Source organism: Streptomyces sp. NPDC047130 (assembly GCF_040643475.1).
Classification (GTDB): domain Bacteria; phylum Actinomycetota; class Actinomycetes; order Streptomycetales; family Streptomycetaceae; genus Streptomyces.
In genome coordinates this window covers 77,667-95,655 of record NZ_JBEYUK010000004.1, presented here as the reverse complement: position 1 = coordinate 95,655, position 17,989 = coordinate 77,667, and the positions used below count along the sequence as shown (strand labels likewise).

The following is a 17,989-nucleotide window of genomic DNA, read 5'->3' as shown; positions in this document are numbered from 1 at the left end:
CGCTACTCCCCCAGCCTGCGCAGCAGCTCGGCGTGGGCCGCCGCGTACGCCGCGCCCACCTCACGGACCTCCGCCGCGCGCTCCTCCAGCACGGCCGCCACCGCCTGTGCCGCGAACCGCTCCGGCTCGCTCCCCTCGGCGTCCGCGCGCTCGGCGAGCTCACGAAGCCGCTGGTCGGTGAGGTTGAGGGTGAGGGCGTTCATGCCGCGACCCTAGGCCGCCGCCTCCCCCGCGTCAGCCGATTTTCCCGTGGCACCCCCACGCTGCTCCCGAAGGGGTGGCGGATCCGCGCTGCGCCGTCCCGGCGGGGTGCCCGGTGACGGCGCGGGGGCCGCTACTGCTGGGGCCGCAGGCGCCGGGTGACCTGGATGCCGCCGAGTGCGACCAGGGTGGCGAGGGCGAAGACGGCGGTGAAGGCCAGCGGGTGGGAGCCGTCGGTGGCCGCGGCGGTGGCGGTGTGGGCGACGGTGCCGCCGCCGAGGGTGGCGAAGGCGGCGCCGGCCACGGCGAGGAGCAGCACGTTGGCGAGGCCGTCGGAGATCTGCAGGGCGGCGGAGTTGGTGCCGGCCTCGTGCGGCGGGGAGAGCTTCAGCAGCAGGACGCTGGTGGAGGCGATGACCAGGCCCATGCCGAAGCAGCCGAACGCCCAGACCAGGGCCACCCACCAGGCCGGCACCGCGTCGATCAGCACGGCCGGGACGGCGGCGATGGACAGGACGACCAGCGTCATGCCGAGGGTCACGAGCCGTTCGCGGTGGGGCTCCAGGCGGGGGCGGGACTGTATCCAGGAACCGGCGGCCCAGGTCAGGCCGCCCGCCGCGAGCGAGAACCCGGCCCAGGTCGGCGACATGTCCCGCTGGGTGACCAGCATCAGCGGGATGAACGATTCGGCCCCGATGAACGCGCCGGACGCCACACCGCGCAGCAGCACCACGGAGGGCAGGCCGCGCGCCGAGCGCCAGGTGCCGGGCGGCAGCAGCCCGAGCACGGCGGGCACCAGCAGGGTCAGGCCGAGGACGCCGGCGATCAGCGAGAGCCACCGCAGGTCCTGGGCGGCGTACTGGAAGAGGCCCGCGCCGACCGACACGGCGAGGGCGAGGCGGATGCGGCGCGGGTCGGCCGCGGTGGAGGCGTCCTCGGTGGGGCCGGACGCGCGGCGGCGGATCTCCGGCAGCGCCAGCGCCAGCGGGAGCAGCACGATCACCGGGATGCCGAGGAACACCCACCGCCAGCCGAGCTGTTCGGTGACCGTGCCGGCGGCCAGCGGACCGACCACCGACGGCACCACCCAGCTCGCCGCGAACGCCGCCATGATCGCGGGCCGCAGCCGTTCCGGGTAGGCCCGCCCGATGACGACGTAGAGGGCGACGATCACCAGTCCGCCGCCGAGGCCCTGCACCGCGCGGCCGAGCACGAACACCCACATCGTGCCGGCCAGTCCCGAGAGCACCAGGCCCGCGCCGAAGGAGGCGATGCCGAGGGTCACCGGGCCGAGCGGGCCGCGCCGGTCCGCCCACTGCCCGGCGACCACCATGCCGAAGAGGCTGGTGGTGAAGTACGCGGAGAAGGCGAAGGCGTACAGCTCGACGCCGTTCAGCTCGCGTGCCGCGACGGGCATCGCGGTGCCGACGGCGGTGGCCTCGAACGCGATCAGCAGGACGACGGAGACGATGCCGATGCTGAGCGCGCGGTGGGAGCGGCCGAGGACCGACTCCTCGGGCTGGACGGCGAGCGGGTCGGGGGCGACGTCTTCGTCGCGCGAGGCGCCGAGCGGGCGGGGACGGCTGGTCATGCGGCAACTGTAAGGGCCGAGACGGACAGTGGCTCCTGTCTTTTCCCGCCGCCCGGGGCAGGCGGGTGTGAACGCCGCATGGCAGTCGTGTTGCGGGCCTTCCGGATCCCTTGAGCGGCGGGCCGGCGGGACCGTAGCGTCATGGACGTCGCCACCGGACCGCGTGCCCGAGTGGCCGAGGGGCCGGATTGCAAATCCGGTTACGCGGGTTCGATTCCCGCCGCGGTCTCGACACCACCGCGCCCCGCCGGACCGTCGTCCGGCGGGGCGCGGTGTCGTGCGTGGGTCGGCGGGCCGGCCTCACTTCGCCGTGACGACGGCGGCCTGCGGCCGGATGGGCAGGCGGTTGACGAGGCGCCCGGTGGCGGCCCGGACGGCGGAGGCGACGGCCGCGGGCGCGGTGACCACCGGGACCGTGGAGACGGACTTGGCGCCGAAGGGGGCGACCACGTCGCGTTCCTCGACCAGGCGGACCAGCCGCACGTCCGGGGCGTCGAGCGCGGTGGGCAGCGCGTAGCCGCCGAGGTCGGGGTGGCGGACCACACCCCGCTGGGTGCGGAGGTTCTCGGTGAGCGCGATGCCCACGCCCTGCGTGAGGCCGGACTCGATGCGGGCGCGCACCTGCGCGGGGTTGAGGACCCGCCCCACGTCCTGCGCCACCGCCAGCTCGACCACCCGCACGGCGCCGATCTCGACGTCCACGTCGACGACCGCCCGCACCGCGCAGAAGGCGAGGCCGACGTAGGCGTCGCCCTGCCCGTCCGCGTCCAGCGGCTCGGTGGGGTGGGGGCGGCACTGGGCGGTGGCCCAGAGCTCCTTGCCCTCCAGCGCCTCCACGACCGTGGTCGACAGCAGCCCGTCGTACGAGGTGATCTTCCCCTCGGCGATCGACAGCAGCTCGGTGGACATGCCGAACTTGTCGGCGAGCGGCTGCAGCAGCTGCGTGCGGACCATCTTCGCGGCCCGCTCCACCGCCCCGGCGGACACCCAGGTGTGCCGGCCCCGGCTGCCGGGGCCGGCGGAGGGCTGGTCGGTGTCCACGGGGGCGACGACCACCTCCTCCAGGCCCAGGACCTCCTGGACGATCTGGCGGGCCAGCGTGGTGAAGCCCTGCCCGGACTCGACCGCGGCGCACAGCACCGTGCCGACGCCGTCCTTGACCTTCACCGTGGCCGTGGCGACCTCGTCGGCGCCCTCCGCGCCCAGCACGTGCACCATGCCCAGCCCGTAGCCGACGCCGCGCCGCACCGCGGACGGGTCGCCGGGGCCCTCCGGGCCGCCGGGCAGCAGCCACTCCTCGACGGGGGTGTCCTTGGGCAGCTCCGGCATCGGCGCCTCCCGCACGGCCGCCAGCAGCTCGGCGACCGGCGCGGGGCAGGTGACGGTCTGTCCGGTGGGCAGCACGTCCCCGGTGGCGAGCACGTTGCGGGCGCGCAGCTCGGCCGGGTCGAGGTCCAGCTTCCGGGCCAGCTTGTCCATCTGCGCCTCGTACGCCGCGCAGACCTGCATCGCGCCCTCGCCGCGCACGTACCCGGTCGGCGGGTTGTTGGTGCGCACCGCCCAGCCCTCGACGAACGCGTTGGGCACCACGTACGGCCCGCAGGCGAAGGAGACCGCGGCGGCCAGCGCCTCGGTGGAGTACTGCGTGTAGGCGCCGCCGTCCAGCAGGATCTGCGCCTCCACCTTGACCAGCCGCCCCTGCGCGTCGGCGTGGTGCCGGTAGCGCAGCAGGGTCGGGTGGCGGTGGGTGTGGCCGAGGAAGGAGTCCTCGCGGCTCGCCGCCAGCTTCACCGGGCAGCCGGTGCGCAGCGCGAGCAGTCCGAGCGGCAGCAGGTAGCCGGGGTCCTCGCGGTCGGCGTCCGCGCCGGGCACGCCGGTGACGACGACCCTGACCCGCTCGGGCTCCAGGCCGTAGCAGGCGGCGGCCGCCTCCCGCTGGGCGTGCGGGTCGGTGGAGCCGACGTAGAACTCGACGCCGCCGTCCGGGCGCGGCACGGCCAGCCCGGCCTCCGCGCCGATCGGGGCGGGGTCCTGACGGCCGATCCGGTAGGTGCCCTCGACGACGACCTCGCCCGTGGCCTCCGGGTCGCCGTGGCGCAGCGGGATGTGGCGGAACAGGTTGCCGTCGGGGTGCAGCGGCTCGGCCTCGAAGGCGAGTTCGGGGTCGGTGACCGGCTCGAGGACCTCGTACTCGACGATCACCGCGGCGGCGGCCATCCGCGCCGTGTCGGGGTGGTCGGCGGCGACCACGGCGATCGCCTCGCCGTGGTGGCGGACCACCTCGGAGGCGAGGACCGGCCGGCCGCCGCGCCCGTGCAGGGCCTCTCCGGGCACGTCCTCGGCGGTGATCACGGCGTGCACGCCGGGCATCTCGCGGGCGTGCTTGGTGTCCACGGACAGGATCCGCGCGTGCGGGTGCGGGGAGCGGAGCACGGCGGCCCAGAGCAGGCCTTCGGCCCACAGGTCCGCCGCGTAGGCGAAGGTGCCGGCGGTCTTGGCGTCGATGTCGTCACGCGGCACGGACGCGCCGATGCCGTGCAGCGGCCCGGTCCCGTCCTCGGGAACGGCGACGGTGTCGATGCTCACGCGGGGCCTCCGTCCTCGGCGTCGTCGGCGCTCCGGGCGTCCTGGTGGCCGCCCTCGTCGTACTCGTCGTACGCCTCCGCCTCGCTCAGCGCGCGGCGCTCGGCCACGACCTGTTCCACGGCGTCCAGCACGCCGCCGTAGCCGGAGCAGCGGCAGAGGTTGCCGCTGAGCGCGGTGCGGGCGTCCAGGCGGCTCGGCTCCGGGTTGCGTTCCAGCAGGTCGTGCACGGTCATCGCCATGCCGGGGATGCAGAAGCCGCACTGCACGGCCCCGCAGCGGGCCAGCGCGCGCTGCACGTCGGAGGGCTGCCCGGTCTCGTCCGGCAGGCCCTCCACGGTGCGCACCTCGCTGCCGGCCGTGGTGACGGCGGGCACCAGGCAGGAGGCGACCAGCCGGCCGTCCACCTGCACGTTGCACGCGCCGCACTCGCCCTGCGAGCAGCCGTCCTTGGCGCCGGCCAGGCCGAGCCGCTCGCGCAGCACGTACAGCAGCGACTCGCCGAGCCACGCGTCGGTGACGGGGCGGTCCACGCCGTTGACGCGGAGCACGTAGGAGGCGAGGGGGTGGTCGTCCTGCAGCGGGGCGTGCGGCAGCGACGGGTCGGCCTCGGGCTCCTCCGCGCCGGCGTCGGGCTCGGCGGGCGCCTCGACGGGGGCCTCGGCGGGGGCCTCGGCGGCGGGGCCGGCAGCCGGGTCCGGCTGCCCGGCGGGGTCCGCCGCGGGCTCGGGCGCGGGCCGGTGGTCGGCGGGCGTGCCGGTGTCGCCCTGGTGCTGCTCGGGGACCCACGCCTGGGCGTGGTCGGACTCCCAGGTGCCGGTGGAGTGGGCGGTGCCCCACTGGCCGCTGTCGTAGGGCCGTTCCGTGAGTCCCCACTGGTACCCGGCATCCGGGTAGCCCGCGGCGTCGGACCACTGGCCGGTGTCCTGGGTCTCCGGGACGGGGGGCGCCTCGGGCGGGGCCGCGGCCGCCGCTTCCGGCTGGTGCCAGGCGGCGGGCGTCGTCGGCGCGGCCGGGTCGGCGGTCTCCGCGGCGTGCGGGACCGCCGTTATGCGCGGCGGCACGAAGCCGTGGCCGGGGGCGGCCAGCAGGGCGTCGATGCCGCCCTCGGGCAGTTCGACGAAGGCGGTCGCGCCGTCGTCGTACTCGCCCTGGGGCAGCGGGTCCCAGCGGCTCGGGCCGCCCGGGGCTCCGTTCCCCTCGTGCTGTTCGTCGGTCACGACAGAGCCCTCCCCAGTGCTCGTCGGGCCAGCGCGGCGACGGTGCGCCGCAGGTGCAGGACGGCGGGCGGCAGCTTCTGCACGGTTCCGTCCGCGGCGGGCGCCGGGTCGGGGATGCAGGCGGCGGCCACGTAGTCGCCGAAGGCGGTGACGGCGTCCGGGACCAGGGCCCGGCTGTTGTCCCAGTCGATCAGGCCGGCGATCCACTGCTCGGCCTCCAGCGGCCGCAGCGGCATCGGGGCGACCGCCCCGACCGCGCAGCGCACCGAGCGGCGGCCCGGGTCGAGGACCAGGGCGACGGAGGCGGTGGCCCGGCCCGGGCCGGTGCGTCCGGTCGCCTTCAGGAACACCTGCGGGGCGTGCAGCAGCGGGACCCGCACGTAGCCGATCAGTTCGCCGCCGCGGAGCATCTCCACGCCGGCCAGCAGGTGCGAGACGGGGACCTCGCGGCGGGCGCCGCCGGGGCCGGCCACGATCACGGTGGCCTCCAGCGCGGCCAGCACCGGCAGGGCGTCGCCGGTGGGCGCGGCGGAGGCGATGTTGCCGCCGAGGGTGCCGGCGTTGCGGATCTGCGGCGGGCCCGCGGTGCGGGCGGCGGCGGCGAGGCCGGGGATCAGGGCGGCGAAGTCCGGGCGGCCCATCCGGGCGTGGGTGAGACCGGCGCCGAGGAGGGCGTGGCCGTCCTGGTACTGCCAGCCGCGGATCTCGGCGATGCGGCCGAGGCCGACGAGCGCGGAGGGGCGGAGGCGACCGGAGTTGACGGCGGCCATCAGGTCGGTGCCGCCGGCCACGGGGACGGCGGTGGGCGTGGCGGCGAGCGCGTCGACGGCCTCGTCCAGGGTCGTGGGCAGGGCGACGGCCTGCGGCGCCTGCGGCGCCGGTGCGTGCGTGTGCGGCACGTGCGGCGTGTGCGTGGTCAAACCGGCTTGCCCCTTCCCGCTTCCCCCGGCCCGGAACCGCCTTGTGCCTGTTCCGCGCGTTGTGACCGTACGGTACGTGCTGACAGGGCGGACGTGGCAACTCTGGCACATCATCCCGCCCACCTGTCGCCACCCCCCGGCATCCGAGCACCCCGCCCCGCGCGAAGGCCGCACACCGACTCCCCCGCGCCACGTACGGCACCCCGGCCCGCCCCTTCCCGGAGGGACCGAGCCCCGGTGGAGCGAGCCGCAGCGTGCGGACGCACCGGCCTGCGGCGCCCGCCCTCCGCAGGGGGGCGACGTCCGCCTCCCGTGCGGGCCGACCGCGTGCGGCCCGCAGGGTGGCGGGCTCGGGGTCAGAGGTGGGGGAGGGGACGGCCGGGGAGGCCGGGGCGTTGTTGCCAGGGGTGGGGGCCGGTGAGGGGGCGGTACTCGACGCCGAGGGCGGCGAGGCGCTCCAGGTGCGCGTCGAGCCGCCCCGCGAACTCCCCCCGCTCCGCCGACCACGCGACCTCCGCGAACGCGGCGAGCCGCGGGAACAGCTGGTAGTCCGCCCGCCGCCCGTCCTCCACGACCTCGGTCCACAGGTTGGCCTGGACCCCGAGCACCCGCTCCCGGTGAGCCGCCAGCTCCGCCGGCAGCGGGTCGAACGCGTGGACGTCCTCGACCGTGCGGACGTACCCGATCGGCACCGGCTCCCCGGCCCCCGGCGCCTGCCGGTGGTCGAGGTAGACGTGCTGCTCGGGGCAGAGCACCACGTCGTGCCCGGCCCGCGCCGCGGCGATGCCGCCCTCGAAGCCGCGCCAGGAGGACACCACCGCCCCGTCCGGCAGCGGACGGCCGCCGTCGAGGATCTCGTCCCACCCCACCAGCCGCCGCCCCCGCTCGGCCAGCCACCGCGCGAAGTGGCCGGTGAACCAGGCCTGGAGGCCGTCCTCGTCGCCGACGCCGAGTTCCCGGATCCGCGCCTGCGCGGACGCCGAGGCCCGCCACTGCTCCTTGGGGCACTCGTCGCCGCCGAGGTGCACGAAGGGCGCGGGGAAGACGTCCAGGACCTCCTCCAGCACCTCCTCGTAGAAGCGCAGCACCCGCTCGGTGGGCGCGAGGACGTTCGGGTTGACGCCCCAGGTGTCCCACACCCCGAGCGCGGCGGTGTCGATCACGTCGGTGTTGCCGAGCTCGGGGTAGGCGGCGATCGCGGCCTGGGAGTGGCCGGGGATGTCGATCTCGGGGACGACCGTGATGTGCCGGGCCGCCGCGTAGGCGACGATCTCGCGCAGGTCGTCCTGGGTGTAGAAGCCGCCGTGCGGCCGGTCGTCCCACAGCGGGGAGGCCCGGTGGCCCAGCTTGGTCCGCGGGCGCCACGCGCCGACCTCGGTGAGCCGCGGGTGGCGGTGGATCTCGACGCGCCAGCCCTGGTCGTCGGTGAGGTGGAGGTGGAGGACGTTCAGCTTGTGCGCGGCCATCAGGTCGATGACGCGCAGCACGCCGTCCTTCGGCATGAAGTGCCGGGCGACGTCCAGCAGGAGCCCGCGCCAGCGGAAGCGGGGGGCGTCCTCGATCCGCGTGGACGGGACGGCGGGGGTGGCGTCCGGCCGGACCGGCGCGCGCCGGAAGGCGTCCGGGCCGAGGAGCTGACGGAGGGTCTGCGCGCCCCACAGGACGCCGGCCGGGCCGCCGCCGCGGATCTCCACGCCGGTCGCGGCGTCGGCGTGGAGCCGGTACTCCTCCGGCTCCAGCGCGTCGTCGAGGAGCAGGCGGACGGCCGCGGGGTCCGGGTCGCCCGTGCCGGGCGGCAGGGGCAGGCCGTACGCGGCGCCCAGGGCGGTGCGCAGCCAGAGGGCGGTGTCCTCGGTGCCGGGGGCCGCCCACAGGGTGGTCCGCGCGGTGAGCGGGACGGAGGAGGGGCCGGGGGCCTCGGCGGAACGGGGCAGGGGGATGACGTCGATCACGCGGGGGAAGCTAGCGCCTCCCCCGCGCGGCGGCCAGGGGGCGTCACTTGCCGCCCTTGCCGCCCTTGCCGTTCTTGTCGTCGCCGCCGGAGCCCATGGACTCGTAGATCTCCTTGCACATGGGGCAGACCGGGTACTTCTTCGGGTCGCGCCCCGGCACCCAGACCTTGCCGCAGAGCGCCACGACGGGCGTGCCGTCCAGCGCGCTCGCCATGATCTTGTCCTTCTGGACGTAGTGGGCGAAGCGCTCGTGGTCGCCGTCGCCGTGCGACGTCTTCGGGGTCGGTTCGACCAGCGTGCCGGTGCCGGTGCCGCGCTCGGGCTCGAGAGTGCTCATGGGTGCCAAGCGTACCGGGACGCCCCCCGGTGCCGTCAGGGCCGAACGCCGCCCGCGGGGGTCAGTTCAGCGACGGGTCGTCGGGATAGGTGGCGAGCATCGCCAGCTCGCCGCGCTGGCGGCGCAGGACGTCCCGCCAGAGGCGTTCGGGGGTGGGCGAGGAGACGTCGCCCGGCTCGGACTCGACCACGTACCAGGCGCCCTCGGTGAGTTCGCCCTCGAGCTGGCCCGCGCCCCACCCGGCGTACCCGGCGAAGATCCGCAGCGAGCCCAGCGCCGCGCCCAGCGGTCCGGGCGGCGACTCCAGGTCGACCAGGCCGATGGCGCCGTGCACCCGCCGCCAGCCCGCCGGGCCCTCGTCGCCGGGCACCACCGCCACGCCCAGGGCGGAGGCCGGCGAGACGGGCCCGCCCTGGAAGACGACGGCCGGCTCGCCGGTGTGGTCCGCCCAGCCGTCGAGGACGTCGGCCACCCCGACCGGCGTGGGCCGGTTGAGGACGACACCCAGGGAGCCGTCGCGGTCGTGGTCCAGCAGGAGCACCACGGCGCGGTCGAAGTTCGGGTCCGACAGGGCCGGCGTGGCCACCAGCAACCGCCCTGTGAGCGAGGACACCTCGGTCATGTCCCTCATGATTCCGCATCGGGGCGCACTGGGAGGCCCCGATGCGGGTACCAGGGTGAACGTCACGCTCCGGTGACGCCCCGTACGCACGTCGTTCCCCACCGTTCACCTGGGTGATCTTCGGGTGGGGGCCCGGCACCCGCTCCCGCCTCCGGACTTCCTCCAAGGCGGTGGGCGGCCATTACGCTAGCTGTCCGGACGCGCCCCATAAACGGCCATCCGGCTCACTGCCCATCCGATCGGAACGCGAGATTCATGACCGTCAACGGCTCTGACGACGACGTACTCCTTGTTCATGGCGGAACCCCGCTCGAGGGCGAGATCCGTGTCCGCGGTGCGAAGAACCTCGTGCCGAAGGCCATGGTCGCCGCCCTCCTCGGTTCCGGACCGAGCCGGCTGCGCAACGTGCCCGACATCCGCGACGTCCGCGTCGTGCGGGGCCTGCTGCAGCTGCACGGCGTGACGGTGCGCCCCGGCGAGGAACCGGGCGAGCTGGTCATGGACCCCTCGCACGTGGAGAGCGCCAACGTCGCCGACATCGACGCCCACGCCGGCTCGTCCCGGATCCCGATCCTGCTGTGCGGCCCGCTGCTGCACCGGCTGGGCCACGCGTTCATCCCGGGTCTGGGCGGCTGCGACATCGGCGGCCGTCCGATCGACTTCCACTTCGAGGTGCTGCGGCAGTTCGGCGCGCGCATCGAGAAGCGGGCCGACGGCCAGTACCTGGAGGCCCCGCAGCGGCTGCGCGGCACCAAGATCCGGCTGCCCTACCCGTCGGTGGGCGCCACCGAGCAGGTGCTGCTGACGGCCGTGCTGGCCGAGGGTGTGACGGAGCTCTCCAACGCGGCGGTCGAGCCGGAGATCGAGGACCTCATCTGCGTGCTGCAGAAGATGGGCGCGATCATCGCCATGGACACCGACCGGACCATCCGGGTGACCGGTGTCGACAAGCTCGACGGCTACACCCACCGTGCGCTGCCGGACCGCCTGGAGGCCGCCTCCTGGGCGTCCGCGGCGCTGGCCACGCACGGCAACATCTACGTCCGAGGCGCCCAGCAGCGCTCGATGATGACCTTCCTGAACACCTACCGGAAGGTCGGCGGCGCCTTCGAGATCGACGACGAGGGCATCCGCTTCTGGCACCCGGGCGGCGAGCTGAAGTCGATCGCGCTGGAGACGGACGTCCACCCCGGTTTCCAGACCGACTGGCAGCAGCCGCTGGTCGTCGCGCTGACGCAGGCGACGGGCCTGTCGATCATCCACGAGACGGTCTACGAGTCGCGGCTGGGCTTCACCTCCGCGCTCAACCAGATGGGCGCCCACATCCAGCTCTACCGCGAGTGCCTGGGCGGCTCGCACTGCCGGTTCGGGCAGCGCAACTTCCTGCACTCCGCGGTGGTGTCGGGCCCGACGCGGCTGCAGGGCGCGGACCTGGTCATCCCCGACCTGCGCGGCGGGTTCTCGTACCTGATCGCGGCGCTGGCCGCGGAGGGCACGTCGAAGGTCCACGGCATCGAGCTCATCAACCGGGGCTACGAGAACTTCATGGACAAGCTCGCCGACCTCGGCGCCAAGGTGGAGCTGCCCGGCAAGCCGCTGGGCTGACGCCTCACCGCCCGCCCCCTCGGGGGCGGGCATACCGAAGGGCGGCCGTTCCCCTGGGGGAACGGCCGCCCTTCACGCTGCCCGGAGCAGCCGGGTCACTTGCCCTTGGCGGCTTCCTTCAGCTTGCTGCCCGCGGAGACCTTCACGCTGTAGCCGGCCGGAATCTGGATCGGCTCGCCGGTCTGCGGGTTGCGGGCGGTGCGAGCGGCACGGTGGGTGCGCTCGAAGGTCAGGAAGCCGGGGATGGTGACCTTCTCGTCGCCCTTGGAGACGATGTCGCCGACAACCTCGGCGAACGCGGCCAGAACGGCGTCGGCGTCCTTGCGGGTCACCTCGGCGCGGTCGGCCAGCGCGGCCACCAGCTCACTGCGGTTCATGTTCTTACTCCCGTGTTTCTTCTTGCCGTTGAGGCGTGCCACGCGGCGGAGCCGCATGTCGGGCACAGCGAAGCCGATGCTGCCAGGGTCACCGGAGAGTCCCCCGCACCCGGGTCCGTGGTCGGACCCTCGCGCCCAGAGAGGCATCCTGCCCCCACCTGCGGCGCTAAAGCCAATCCGGCACCGGCGAACACGGCGGGGAGTCACACGTACGCGTGGCGTGGCCACCACGCACGGCGGCTCCTGCCGCGGTGCCCCACCACGGTACGTCCTGCCACCGACAGCGCTCGCCCCGCCCCGCCGGAGGAGGCGGGACGGGGTCCGGGTGGGTGTGTCGCGGGCCGTGCGCCGCGGGGGGCGCGGCTCAGCCCTGGGTGGCCTCGGCGGCCCGGCGGACGGCCCCGGCGACCGCGCCGGCGACCTTGTCGTTGAAGACGGACGGGATGATGTAGTTCGCGTTCAGCTCGTCCTCGGTGACCACGTCGGCCAGGGCGGTGGCGGCGGCCAGCATCATGCCGGTGTCGACGGTCCGCGACTGCGCGTCCAGCAGGCCGCGGAAGACACCGGGGAAGACCAGCACGTTGTTGATCTGGTTCGGGAAGTCCGAGCGGCCGGTGGCGACCACCGCGGCGGTCTGCCGGGCGACGGCCGGGTCGACCTCCGGGTCCGGGTTCGCGAGCGCGAAGACGATGGCGTCGTCGGCCATGGCGGCCACGTCGTCGCCGTCCAGGACGTTCGGGGCGGAGACGCCGATGAAGACGTCCGCGCCGCGCACGGCCTCCTTGAGGGTGCCGGTGAGGTTCTCCGGGTTGGTGTTGTCGGCGATCCAGTGCAGCGCGGAGTCCGGCGTGGCGTCGACCAGGTCGTGCCGCCCGGCGTGCACCACGCCGTGGATGTCGGCGACCACGGCGTTCTTCACACCGGCCGCCAGCAGCAGCTTGAGGATGGCGGTGCCGGCCGCGCCGGCGCCGGACATGACCACCCGGACGTCGCCGATGTTCTTGCCGACCACCCGCAGCGCGTTGGTGAGCGCCGCCAGCACCACGATGGCGGTGCCGTGCTGGTCGTCGTGGAAGACGGGGATGTCCAGGGCCTCGCGCAGGCGGGCCTCGATCTCGAAGCAGCGCGGGGCGGAGATGTCCTCGAGGTTGATGCCGGCGAAGCCCGGGGCGATCGCCTTGACGATCTCGACGATCGCGTCGGAGTCCTGGGTGTCCAGGCAGATCGGCCAGGCGTCGATGCCGGCGAACCGCTTGAAGAGGGCGGCCTTGCCCTCCATCACCGGCAGGGCGGCCTTGGGGCCGATGTTGCCGAGGCCCAGCACGGCGGAGCCGTCGGTGACCACGGCGACGGAGTTGCGCTTGATGGTCAGGCGGCGCGCGTCCTCGGGGTTCTCCGCGATGGCCATGCACACGCGGGCCACGCCCGGCGTGTAGACCATGGAGAGGTCGTCACGGTTGCGAATGGGGTGCTTGGACGCCATCTCGATCTTGCCGCCGAGGTGCATCAGGAAGGTGCGGTCGGAGACCTTGCCCAGCGTGACGCCCTCGATGGTGCGCAGGTTCTCGACGATCTCGTCGGCGTGCGCGGTCGAGGTGGCGGCGATGGTGACGTCGATCCGGAGCTTCTCGTGGCCCGAGGCGGTGACGTCGAGGCCGGTCACCGAGCCTCCGGAGGACTCCACGGCGGTGGTGAGCTGCGACACCGCGGTTCCGCTGGCGGGCACCTCCAGCCGGATGGTCATCGAGTAGGAGACGCTGGGCGCCGTAGCCATGGCGGAGTTCCTCTGCTTTCCGTGTACTGCTGTGTACTGCTGTGCGACCGTGACCGCCGCTGCCGTACGACGCCGGAGGGCGAGGGCAGGCCGCAGGGCGGTGGCGGAATCGAATCTGCCGTCCGATCGTCGCACCTACTGACGAGTAGGCGTTAGTCGGGATTGTTTACGTCACATGCCCGGGCAGCCGGGAACCGGCCTCGAACCCCTGACCGCTGCGGGGAACGCGAAGACCCATGCCGCCGCGCCGGTGACATGGGTCTCGGATTCCCTGGAAGTGAAGGGTGACACCGACCCGCCATGCTCGCCTCGCGGCAAGTGGTCGCTCGTAGCGACGAAGGTTGGGCCCGGGGGCTTGGATCGGGCCGGTGTCACGTCCAGGCTAACAAACGGTTCCGGCCACGCCATTCCCTCGCGGACGTTTTCCTCGCGGACGCCGGACGATCCCGCGCACCCGGTAAACCCGCCGTTGCCGAATCGTTACCCGGAGCAAAGCCGGGCAGTCTCCGCCAAGCGATCCTTTCGCGCCTTGACCTTGATCACCGCGGAACAGGAAGCTCGCCTTTCGGCCCCAACTCACCGCTTCCGAGCCAGAGGTCCCCCCATGTCCCCCTCCTCTGTTCCCCGCCGGGCCGCCGTGCTGCCCCTCGCTGCGGCCCTCCTCCTCGCCGGCGCGGCGTTCTCCGCGGCCGCCGGCGGTGGTGCCCACGTCGAGCGGATCCGCCAGGAACTCCCGCTCACCGCCGCGGAGTTCGAGCACGGCGACTGCCCCGCCGAACTGGTTCCGGCCGACCGGGACGGCTGGCACTTCGCCCTGCCGGGCGGCAGCACGGTCCTCACCCGGCTCACCGTCACCTTCGAGCCCGGCGGCCGCCAGGTCGTCACCGCCTTCGGCCCGCCGGACGACCGGCACGCCTACGTCGCCTCCGCGCCCGGCGCTCGGCTGGTCGGGGCCGTAGCCGAGACGGAGGGCGCGGACATCGAGTACGTCGGCCTCTCCCACACCTGCCCCGCCACGGTGGGCGCGGCCGCGGGCGGCGAGGGCGACGGGCCCACGCGGGGCGTCGACGAGCAGGTCACGGCGACGGCCGTCTCGGCGGTCGCCGCCGCGGACGACCTGCCGGAGACCGGCGCCGGCTCGGTGACCGGCCTGGTCTTCGCCGCGGCGCTGCTGGTGGCCACCGGCGGCGCGATCGCGGTCCGCGACCGCAAGGGCGGCGCCGGGGGCTGAGGGTCCGCGTTCAGTCCCGCAGCAGGTCGGGGACGCCGTCGGCGTCCGGGTCGTCCCGCTCCCCGGAGACCACGGTGAGCTGCTGCGTGGCCCGGGTGAGGGCCACGTACAGCACCCGCAGGCCGGCCGGTGACTCGTCGGCGATCTCGGCCGGGGAGACGACCACCGTGGCGTCGTACTCCAGGCCCTTGGCCTCCAGGCTGCCCAGGGCGACCACCCGGTCGCCCAGCCCGTCCACCCAGCGGGCCGCCTCGTCGCGGCGGTTCATGGCGACGACCACGCCGACCGTGCCGTCGACCAGCCCCAGCAGCCGCTCCGCCTCGGCCCGCACGGTGGCGCCCAGGCCGTCCGCGGCGACGGCGAACCGCGGGCGCACGCCCGTGGAGCGCACCGCGGTCGGCGCCTCGGAGCCCGGCATGGCCAGCGCCAGGACCTTGGCGGCCAGGTCGGCGATCTCCGACGGGTTCCGGTAGTTCACGGTCAGGGTGAACCGGCGCCGGGGGCGGCTGCCCAGGGCCTCGTCGCGGGCTTGGGCGGCCTCGTCCGGGTCGGACCAGGAGGACTGGGCCGGGTCGCCGACCACCGTCCAGGTGGCGTGCCGGCCGCGCCGTCCGACCATCCGCCACTGCAGCGGCGTCAGGTCCTGCGCCTCGTCGACGATGACGTGCGCGTACTCCACCCGCTCCTTCGCCAGCCGTTCGGCCCGCTCGCGCTGGGTCTCCTCGCGGTGCGGCATCAGCTCCTCCAGGCCGGTGAGCTGGTCCAGCGGGTCCAGTTCCCGCTTGCGGCGGGGGCGGACGGGCGTGCCGAGGACGGCCTCCAGCTCGTCGAGCAGGGCGATGTCGTGGACGGTGAGGCCGTCGCGGCGCAGCGACCTGGCGACCTTGCGCACCTCGCCGGGGTTGAGGACGCGGCGCGCCCAGCGGCCCAGCCGCCGTTCGTCGGCCATCGCGGTCAGCACCGTGCGGGGGGCGAGCTCGGGCCACCAGGCGTCGAGGAACTCGATGAACGGGTCCTCGGTCGTGACGTCCTCGTCGAAGGAGGAGCGCAGTTCGGCGGCGAGCTCGGGGTCGGTGTGCCGGGAGCCGGCGCCGGACCTGCGCCACAGGGCGTCCAGCAGCAGCTTGCGGGCGCGCGGGCGCAGCAGGTTCACGGGGGCGGTGCCGCCGAGGGCGGTGCGGCGGATCTGTTCCAGCTCACCGGCCTCCAGCTCCAGGCGGCGGCCGAAGGCGACCACCCGCAGCCGTTCGGGGGACGGGGTGTCGCCCCGGCCGCCGGGGCCGAGCTCGAGGGCGCCCCGGGCGGCCTTCCGCAGCACCTTGAGCATCCGGTGGGAGCCCTTGATCCGGGCGGTGGCCGGGGAGTCGTGCAGGGTGGCCTCGGCGCCGTCGACCAGGGAGCCGATGGCGCGGATGGCGACCTGGCCCTCCTCGCCCAGCGAGGGGAGCACGCCCTCGGTGTAGGCGACCAGGAGCGGCGTCGGGGAGACGATCAGGATGCCGCCCGCGTAGCGCCGCCGGTCCTGGTAGAGCAGGTAGGCGGCGCGGTGCAGGGCGACGGCGGTCTTGCCGGTGCCCGGCCCGCCCTCGACGTAGGTGACCGAGGCGGCGGGGGCGCGGATCACCTGGTCCTGCTCGGCCTGGATGGAGGAGACGATGTCCCGCATGGTGTGTCCGCGGGAGCGGCCCAGCGCGGCCATCAGCGCGCCGTCGCCGATGACGGCGAGTTCCTCGCCGTCCAGGTAGGCGGTGAGCCGCGGGCGCATCAGGTCGTCCTCGACGCCGAGCACCGTGCGGTTGCGGGAGCGGATCACGCGGCGGCGCACCACCCGGCCGGGGTCGACGGGGGTGGCGCGGTAGAACGGGGCGGCGGCGGGGGCGCGCCAGTCGATGACCAGCGGCGAGTAGTCCTCGTCGAGGACGCCGATCCGGCCGATGTGCAGGGTCTCCGCGATGTCCGCCGTGTCGTCCTCGCGGACGGCTCCCTCGGCGGGCTCGACGGCGGTGTAGGCGCCGTCGGGGCCCTTCTTGCCGTCCTTGCCCCGGAGCATGTCGATGCGGCCGAAGAGGAAGTCCTCGTACTCGTTGTTGAGCCGGTTGAGGTGGATGCCGGCCCGGAAGACCTGCGCGTCGCGTTCGGCGAGCGCTCCGGGCGTGCCGACGTGGCCCTTCCGGGCGGCGTCCCGCATCAGGAACTCCGCCTCGGAGATCTTCTCCTCGAGGCGGACGTAGACGCGGTCGAGGTGTTCCTGCTCGAGGGCGATCTCGCGCTCTCTGGCGGACTCCCCCGCCGCCCCGCCGTCGGTGTCGCGCGCGGTGTCACGCGCCGACCCGAGGGCGGTTCCGTTTTGTGCCTGAGCGGCCACCGGTGTCCCCTTCTTGCGTACTGGGCGGCCGTCAACAGTACGCGACCTGGGTCAATTCGCGTACTTGGCGTCCGCCGCGGGGTCCAGGGCGAGCCGGTAGCCGCGCTTGACGACGGTCTGGATCAGTTTGGGGGCGCCCAGCGCGCCGCGCAGCCGGGCCATGGCGGTCTCCACGGCGTGCTCGTCGCGGCCCGCGCCGGGCAGGGCGCGCAGCAGGTCGGCGCGGGACACCACCCAGCCGGGGCGGCGGGCCAGGGCGCGCAGCAGCGCCATCCCGGCCGGCGGGACGGGGCGCAGCTGGTGGTCGACCAGCACCGCGTGGCCGCGGATCTCCACGGTGTGGCCGGCCAGCGGCAGGGCGCGGGCGCGGGCCGGGAGTTCCTGGCACAGGACCTGGACCAGGGGGCCGAGCCGGAACCGCTCGGGCTGCACGGTCTCCACGCCGTGCGCGTGCAGCGGCAGGGCGGTGACCGGGCCGACGCAGGCGGGCAGCACGTCGTGGGCGAGGGCGGCGAGGAGCGCGGGGAGCTGTCCGCGGGTCTCGGCGCGGGAGAGGAAGGAGGCGGCGGCGGGGGCGCTGGTGAAGGTGACGGCGTCGACGCCGCGGGCCAGGACGGCGTCCAGCAGCCGGTCGACGGGGGCGATGTCCTCCGGCGGCATCCACCGGTAGACGGGCACCCCGACGACCTCGGCCCCCGCCTCGCGCAGCGCCTCCACGAACCCGGGCAGGGGTTCGCCGTGGAGCTGGACGGCGACCCGGCGGCCCTCGACGCCCTCGGACAGCATCCGGTCCAGCACCTCGGCCATCGACTCGGAGGCGGGCGACCACTCCTCGGTGAGCCCGGCGGCCCGCACCGCGCCCTTGACCTTGGGTCCGCGGGCCAGGATGCGGACCTCGCCGAGGACGCGCAGCAGGTCGCCGCCGAGCCCCCAGCCCTCGGCCGCCTCCACCCAGCCGCGGAAGCCGATGGCGGTGGTGGCGACCGCCATGTCGGGGGCGCGGCGGATCAGTTCCTCGGTGGCGGCGAGCAGTTCGCCGTCGTCGGAGAGCGGCACGATCCGCAGTGCGGGGGCGTGGACGACGTTGGCCCCGCGCCGCTGGAGGAGCGCGCCGAGTTCCTCGGCCCGGCGGGCGGCGGTCACTCCCACGGTGAAACCGGCCAGCGGGCCGTGGGCGTCCTGCGGTCGCTGCAGTTCCTGGTCTTCCATCC

Annotated in this window: 14 protein-coding genes and 1 tRNA gene; 3 read left to right on the top strand and 12 right to left on the bottom strand. The window is 74.8% G+C overall.

The window, feature by feature from the left end:
- Nucleotides 1–2 precede the first annotated feature (2 nt).
- Nucleotides 3–203 (bottom strand): CopG family transcriptional regulator, encoded by a 201-nt coding sequence (locus tag ABZ836_RS07755; RefSeq protein WP_356134220.1) that lies wholly within the window; start codon nt 201–203, stop codon nt 3–5.
- A gap of 131 nt (nt 204–334) precedes the next feature.
- The gene (locus ABZ836_RS07750) at nt 335–1,792 is read right to left on the bottom strand and encodes an MFS transporter (protein ID WP_361140426.1); all 1,458 of its coding nucleotides are present in this window, start codon (nt 1,790–1,792) and stop codon (nt 335–337) included.
- A gap of 157 nt (nt 1,793–1,949) precedes the next feature.
- On the opposite strand from ABZ836_RS07750, the gene ABZ836_RS07745 reads away from it, so the two are divergent.
- Nucleotides 1,950–2,021, top strand: a tRNA-Cys gene (locus tag ABZ836_RS07745).
- Nucleotides 2,022–2,092: 71 nt separating this feature from the next.
- On the opposite strand, the gene ABZ836_RS07740 is transcribed toward ABZ836_RS07745, so the two are convergent.
- The 6 genes from ABZ836_RS07740 to ABZ836_RS07715 form a co-directional block, all read right to left on the bottom strand.
- The gene (locus tag ABZ836_RS07740) at nt 2,093–4,378 is read right to left on the bottom strand and encodes a molybdopterin cofactor-binding domain-containing protein (protein ID WP_356134216.1); all 2,286 of its coding nucleotides are present in this window, start codon (nt 4,376–4,378) and stop codon (nt 2,093–2,095) included.
- Nucleotides 4,375–5,595: a (2Fe-2S)-binding protein gene (locus tag ABZ836_RS07735; RefSeq protein WP_361140423.1), complete on the bottom strand. Its 1,221-nt coding sequence runs from the start codon at nt 5,593–5,595 to the stop codon at nt 4,375–4,377. Before ABZ836_RS07735 ends, ABZ836_RS07740 begins: the two co-directional genes overlap by 4 nt.
- Nucleotides 5,592–6,626, bottom strand: coding sequence for an FAD binding domain-containing protein (locus ABZ836_RS07730; protein ID WP_356134420.1), 1,035 nt, complete (start codon nt 6,624–6,626; stop codon nt 5,592–5,594). The genes ABZ836_RS07735 and ABZ836_RS07730 overlap by 4 nt, the downstream gene beginning before the upstream one ends.
- A gap of 245 nt (nt 6,627–6,871) precedes the next feature.
- On the bottom strand, nt 6,872–8,464 hold the full coding sequence (locus ABZ836_RS07725; protein WP_361140858.1) for a beta-N-acetylhexosaminidase: 1,593 nt from the start codon (nt 8,462–8,464) through the stop codon (nt 6,872–6,874).
- A gap of 46 nt (nt 8,465–8,510) precedes the next feature.
- Nucleotides 8,511–8,804 (bottom strand): DUF3039 domain-containing protein, encoded by a 294-nt coding sequence (locus tag ABZ836_RS07720; protein ID WP_356134212.1) that lies wholly within the window; start codon nt 8,802–8,804, stop codon nt 8,511–8,513.
- 61 nt (nt 8,805–8,865) lie between these two features.
- Nucleotides 8,866–9,426: a YqgE/AlgH family protein gene (locus ABZ836_RS07715; protein WP_356134211.1), complete on the bottom strand. Its 561-nt coding sequence runs from the start codon at nt 9,424–9,426 to the stop codon at nt 8,866–8,868.
- 255 nt (nt 9,427–9,681) lie between these two features.
- On the opposite strand from ABZ836_RS07715, the gene murA reads away from it, so the two are divergent.
- Nucleotides 9,682–11,031 carry a UDP-N-acetylglucosamine 1-carboxyvinyltransferase gene (gene murA, locus ABZ836_RS07710; protein WP_356134209.1) on the top strand — a complete coding sequence of 450 codons (1,350 nt, stop codon included), beginning with the start codon at nt 9,682–9,684 and terminating at the stop codon, nt 11,029–11,031.
- A gap of 95 nt (nt 11,032–11,126) precedes the next feature.
- Here the strand turns inward: murA and ABZ836_RS07705 are convergent, their stop codons facing one another.
- Both ABZ836_RS07705 and ABZ836_RS07700 read right to left on the bottom strand, forming a co-directional pair.
- Nucleotides 11,127–11,408 (bottom strand): HU family DNA-binding protein, encoded by a 282-nt coding sequence (locus ABZ836_RS07705; RefSeq protein WP_003950507.1) that lies wholly within the window; start codon nt 11,406–11,408, stop codon nt 11,127–11,129.
- Between the two features lie 364 nt (nt 11,409–11,772).
- Complete coding sequence (locus ABZ836_RS07700; RefSeq protein WP_356134206.1) at nt 11,773–13,182, bottom strand: NAD-dependent malic enzyme; 1,410 nt, start codon at nt 13,180–13,182, stop codon at nt 11,773–11,775.
- A gap of 604 nt (nt 13,183–13,786) precedes the next feature.
- Here ABZ836_RS07700 and ABZ836_RS07695 point away from each other — a divergent pair.
- Nucleotides 13,787–14,413 (top strand): LPXTG cell wall anchor domain-containing protein, encoded by a 627-nt coding sequence (locus tag ABZ836_RS07695; RefSeq protein ID WP_361140416.1) that lies wholly within the window; start codon nt 13,787–13,789, stop codon nt 14,411–14,413.
- Nucleotides 14,414–14,423: 10 nt separating this feature from the next.
- Here the strand turns inward: ABZ836_RS07695 and ABZ836_RS07690 are convergent, their stop codons facing one another.
- Together ABZ836_RS07690 and ABZ836_RS07685 are read right to left on the bottom strand one after the other, a co-directional pair.
- On the bottom strand, nt 14,424–16,778 hold the full coding sequence (locus ABZ836_RS07690; protein WP_361140413.1) for a UvrD-helicase domain-containing protein: 2,355 nt from the start codon (nt 16,776–16,778) through the stop codon (nt 14,424–14,426).
- 51 nt (nt 16,779–16,829) lie between these two features.
- A complete protein-coding gene (locus ABZ836_RS07685; RefSeq protein WP_356134201.1) occupies nt 16,830–17,987 on the bottom strand; it encodes a uroporphyrinogen-III synthase in 1,158 nt (385 codons plus the stop codon).
- Nucleotides 17,988–17,989: the final 2 nt, after the last annotated feature.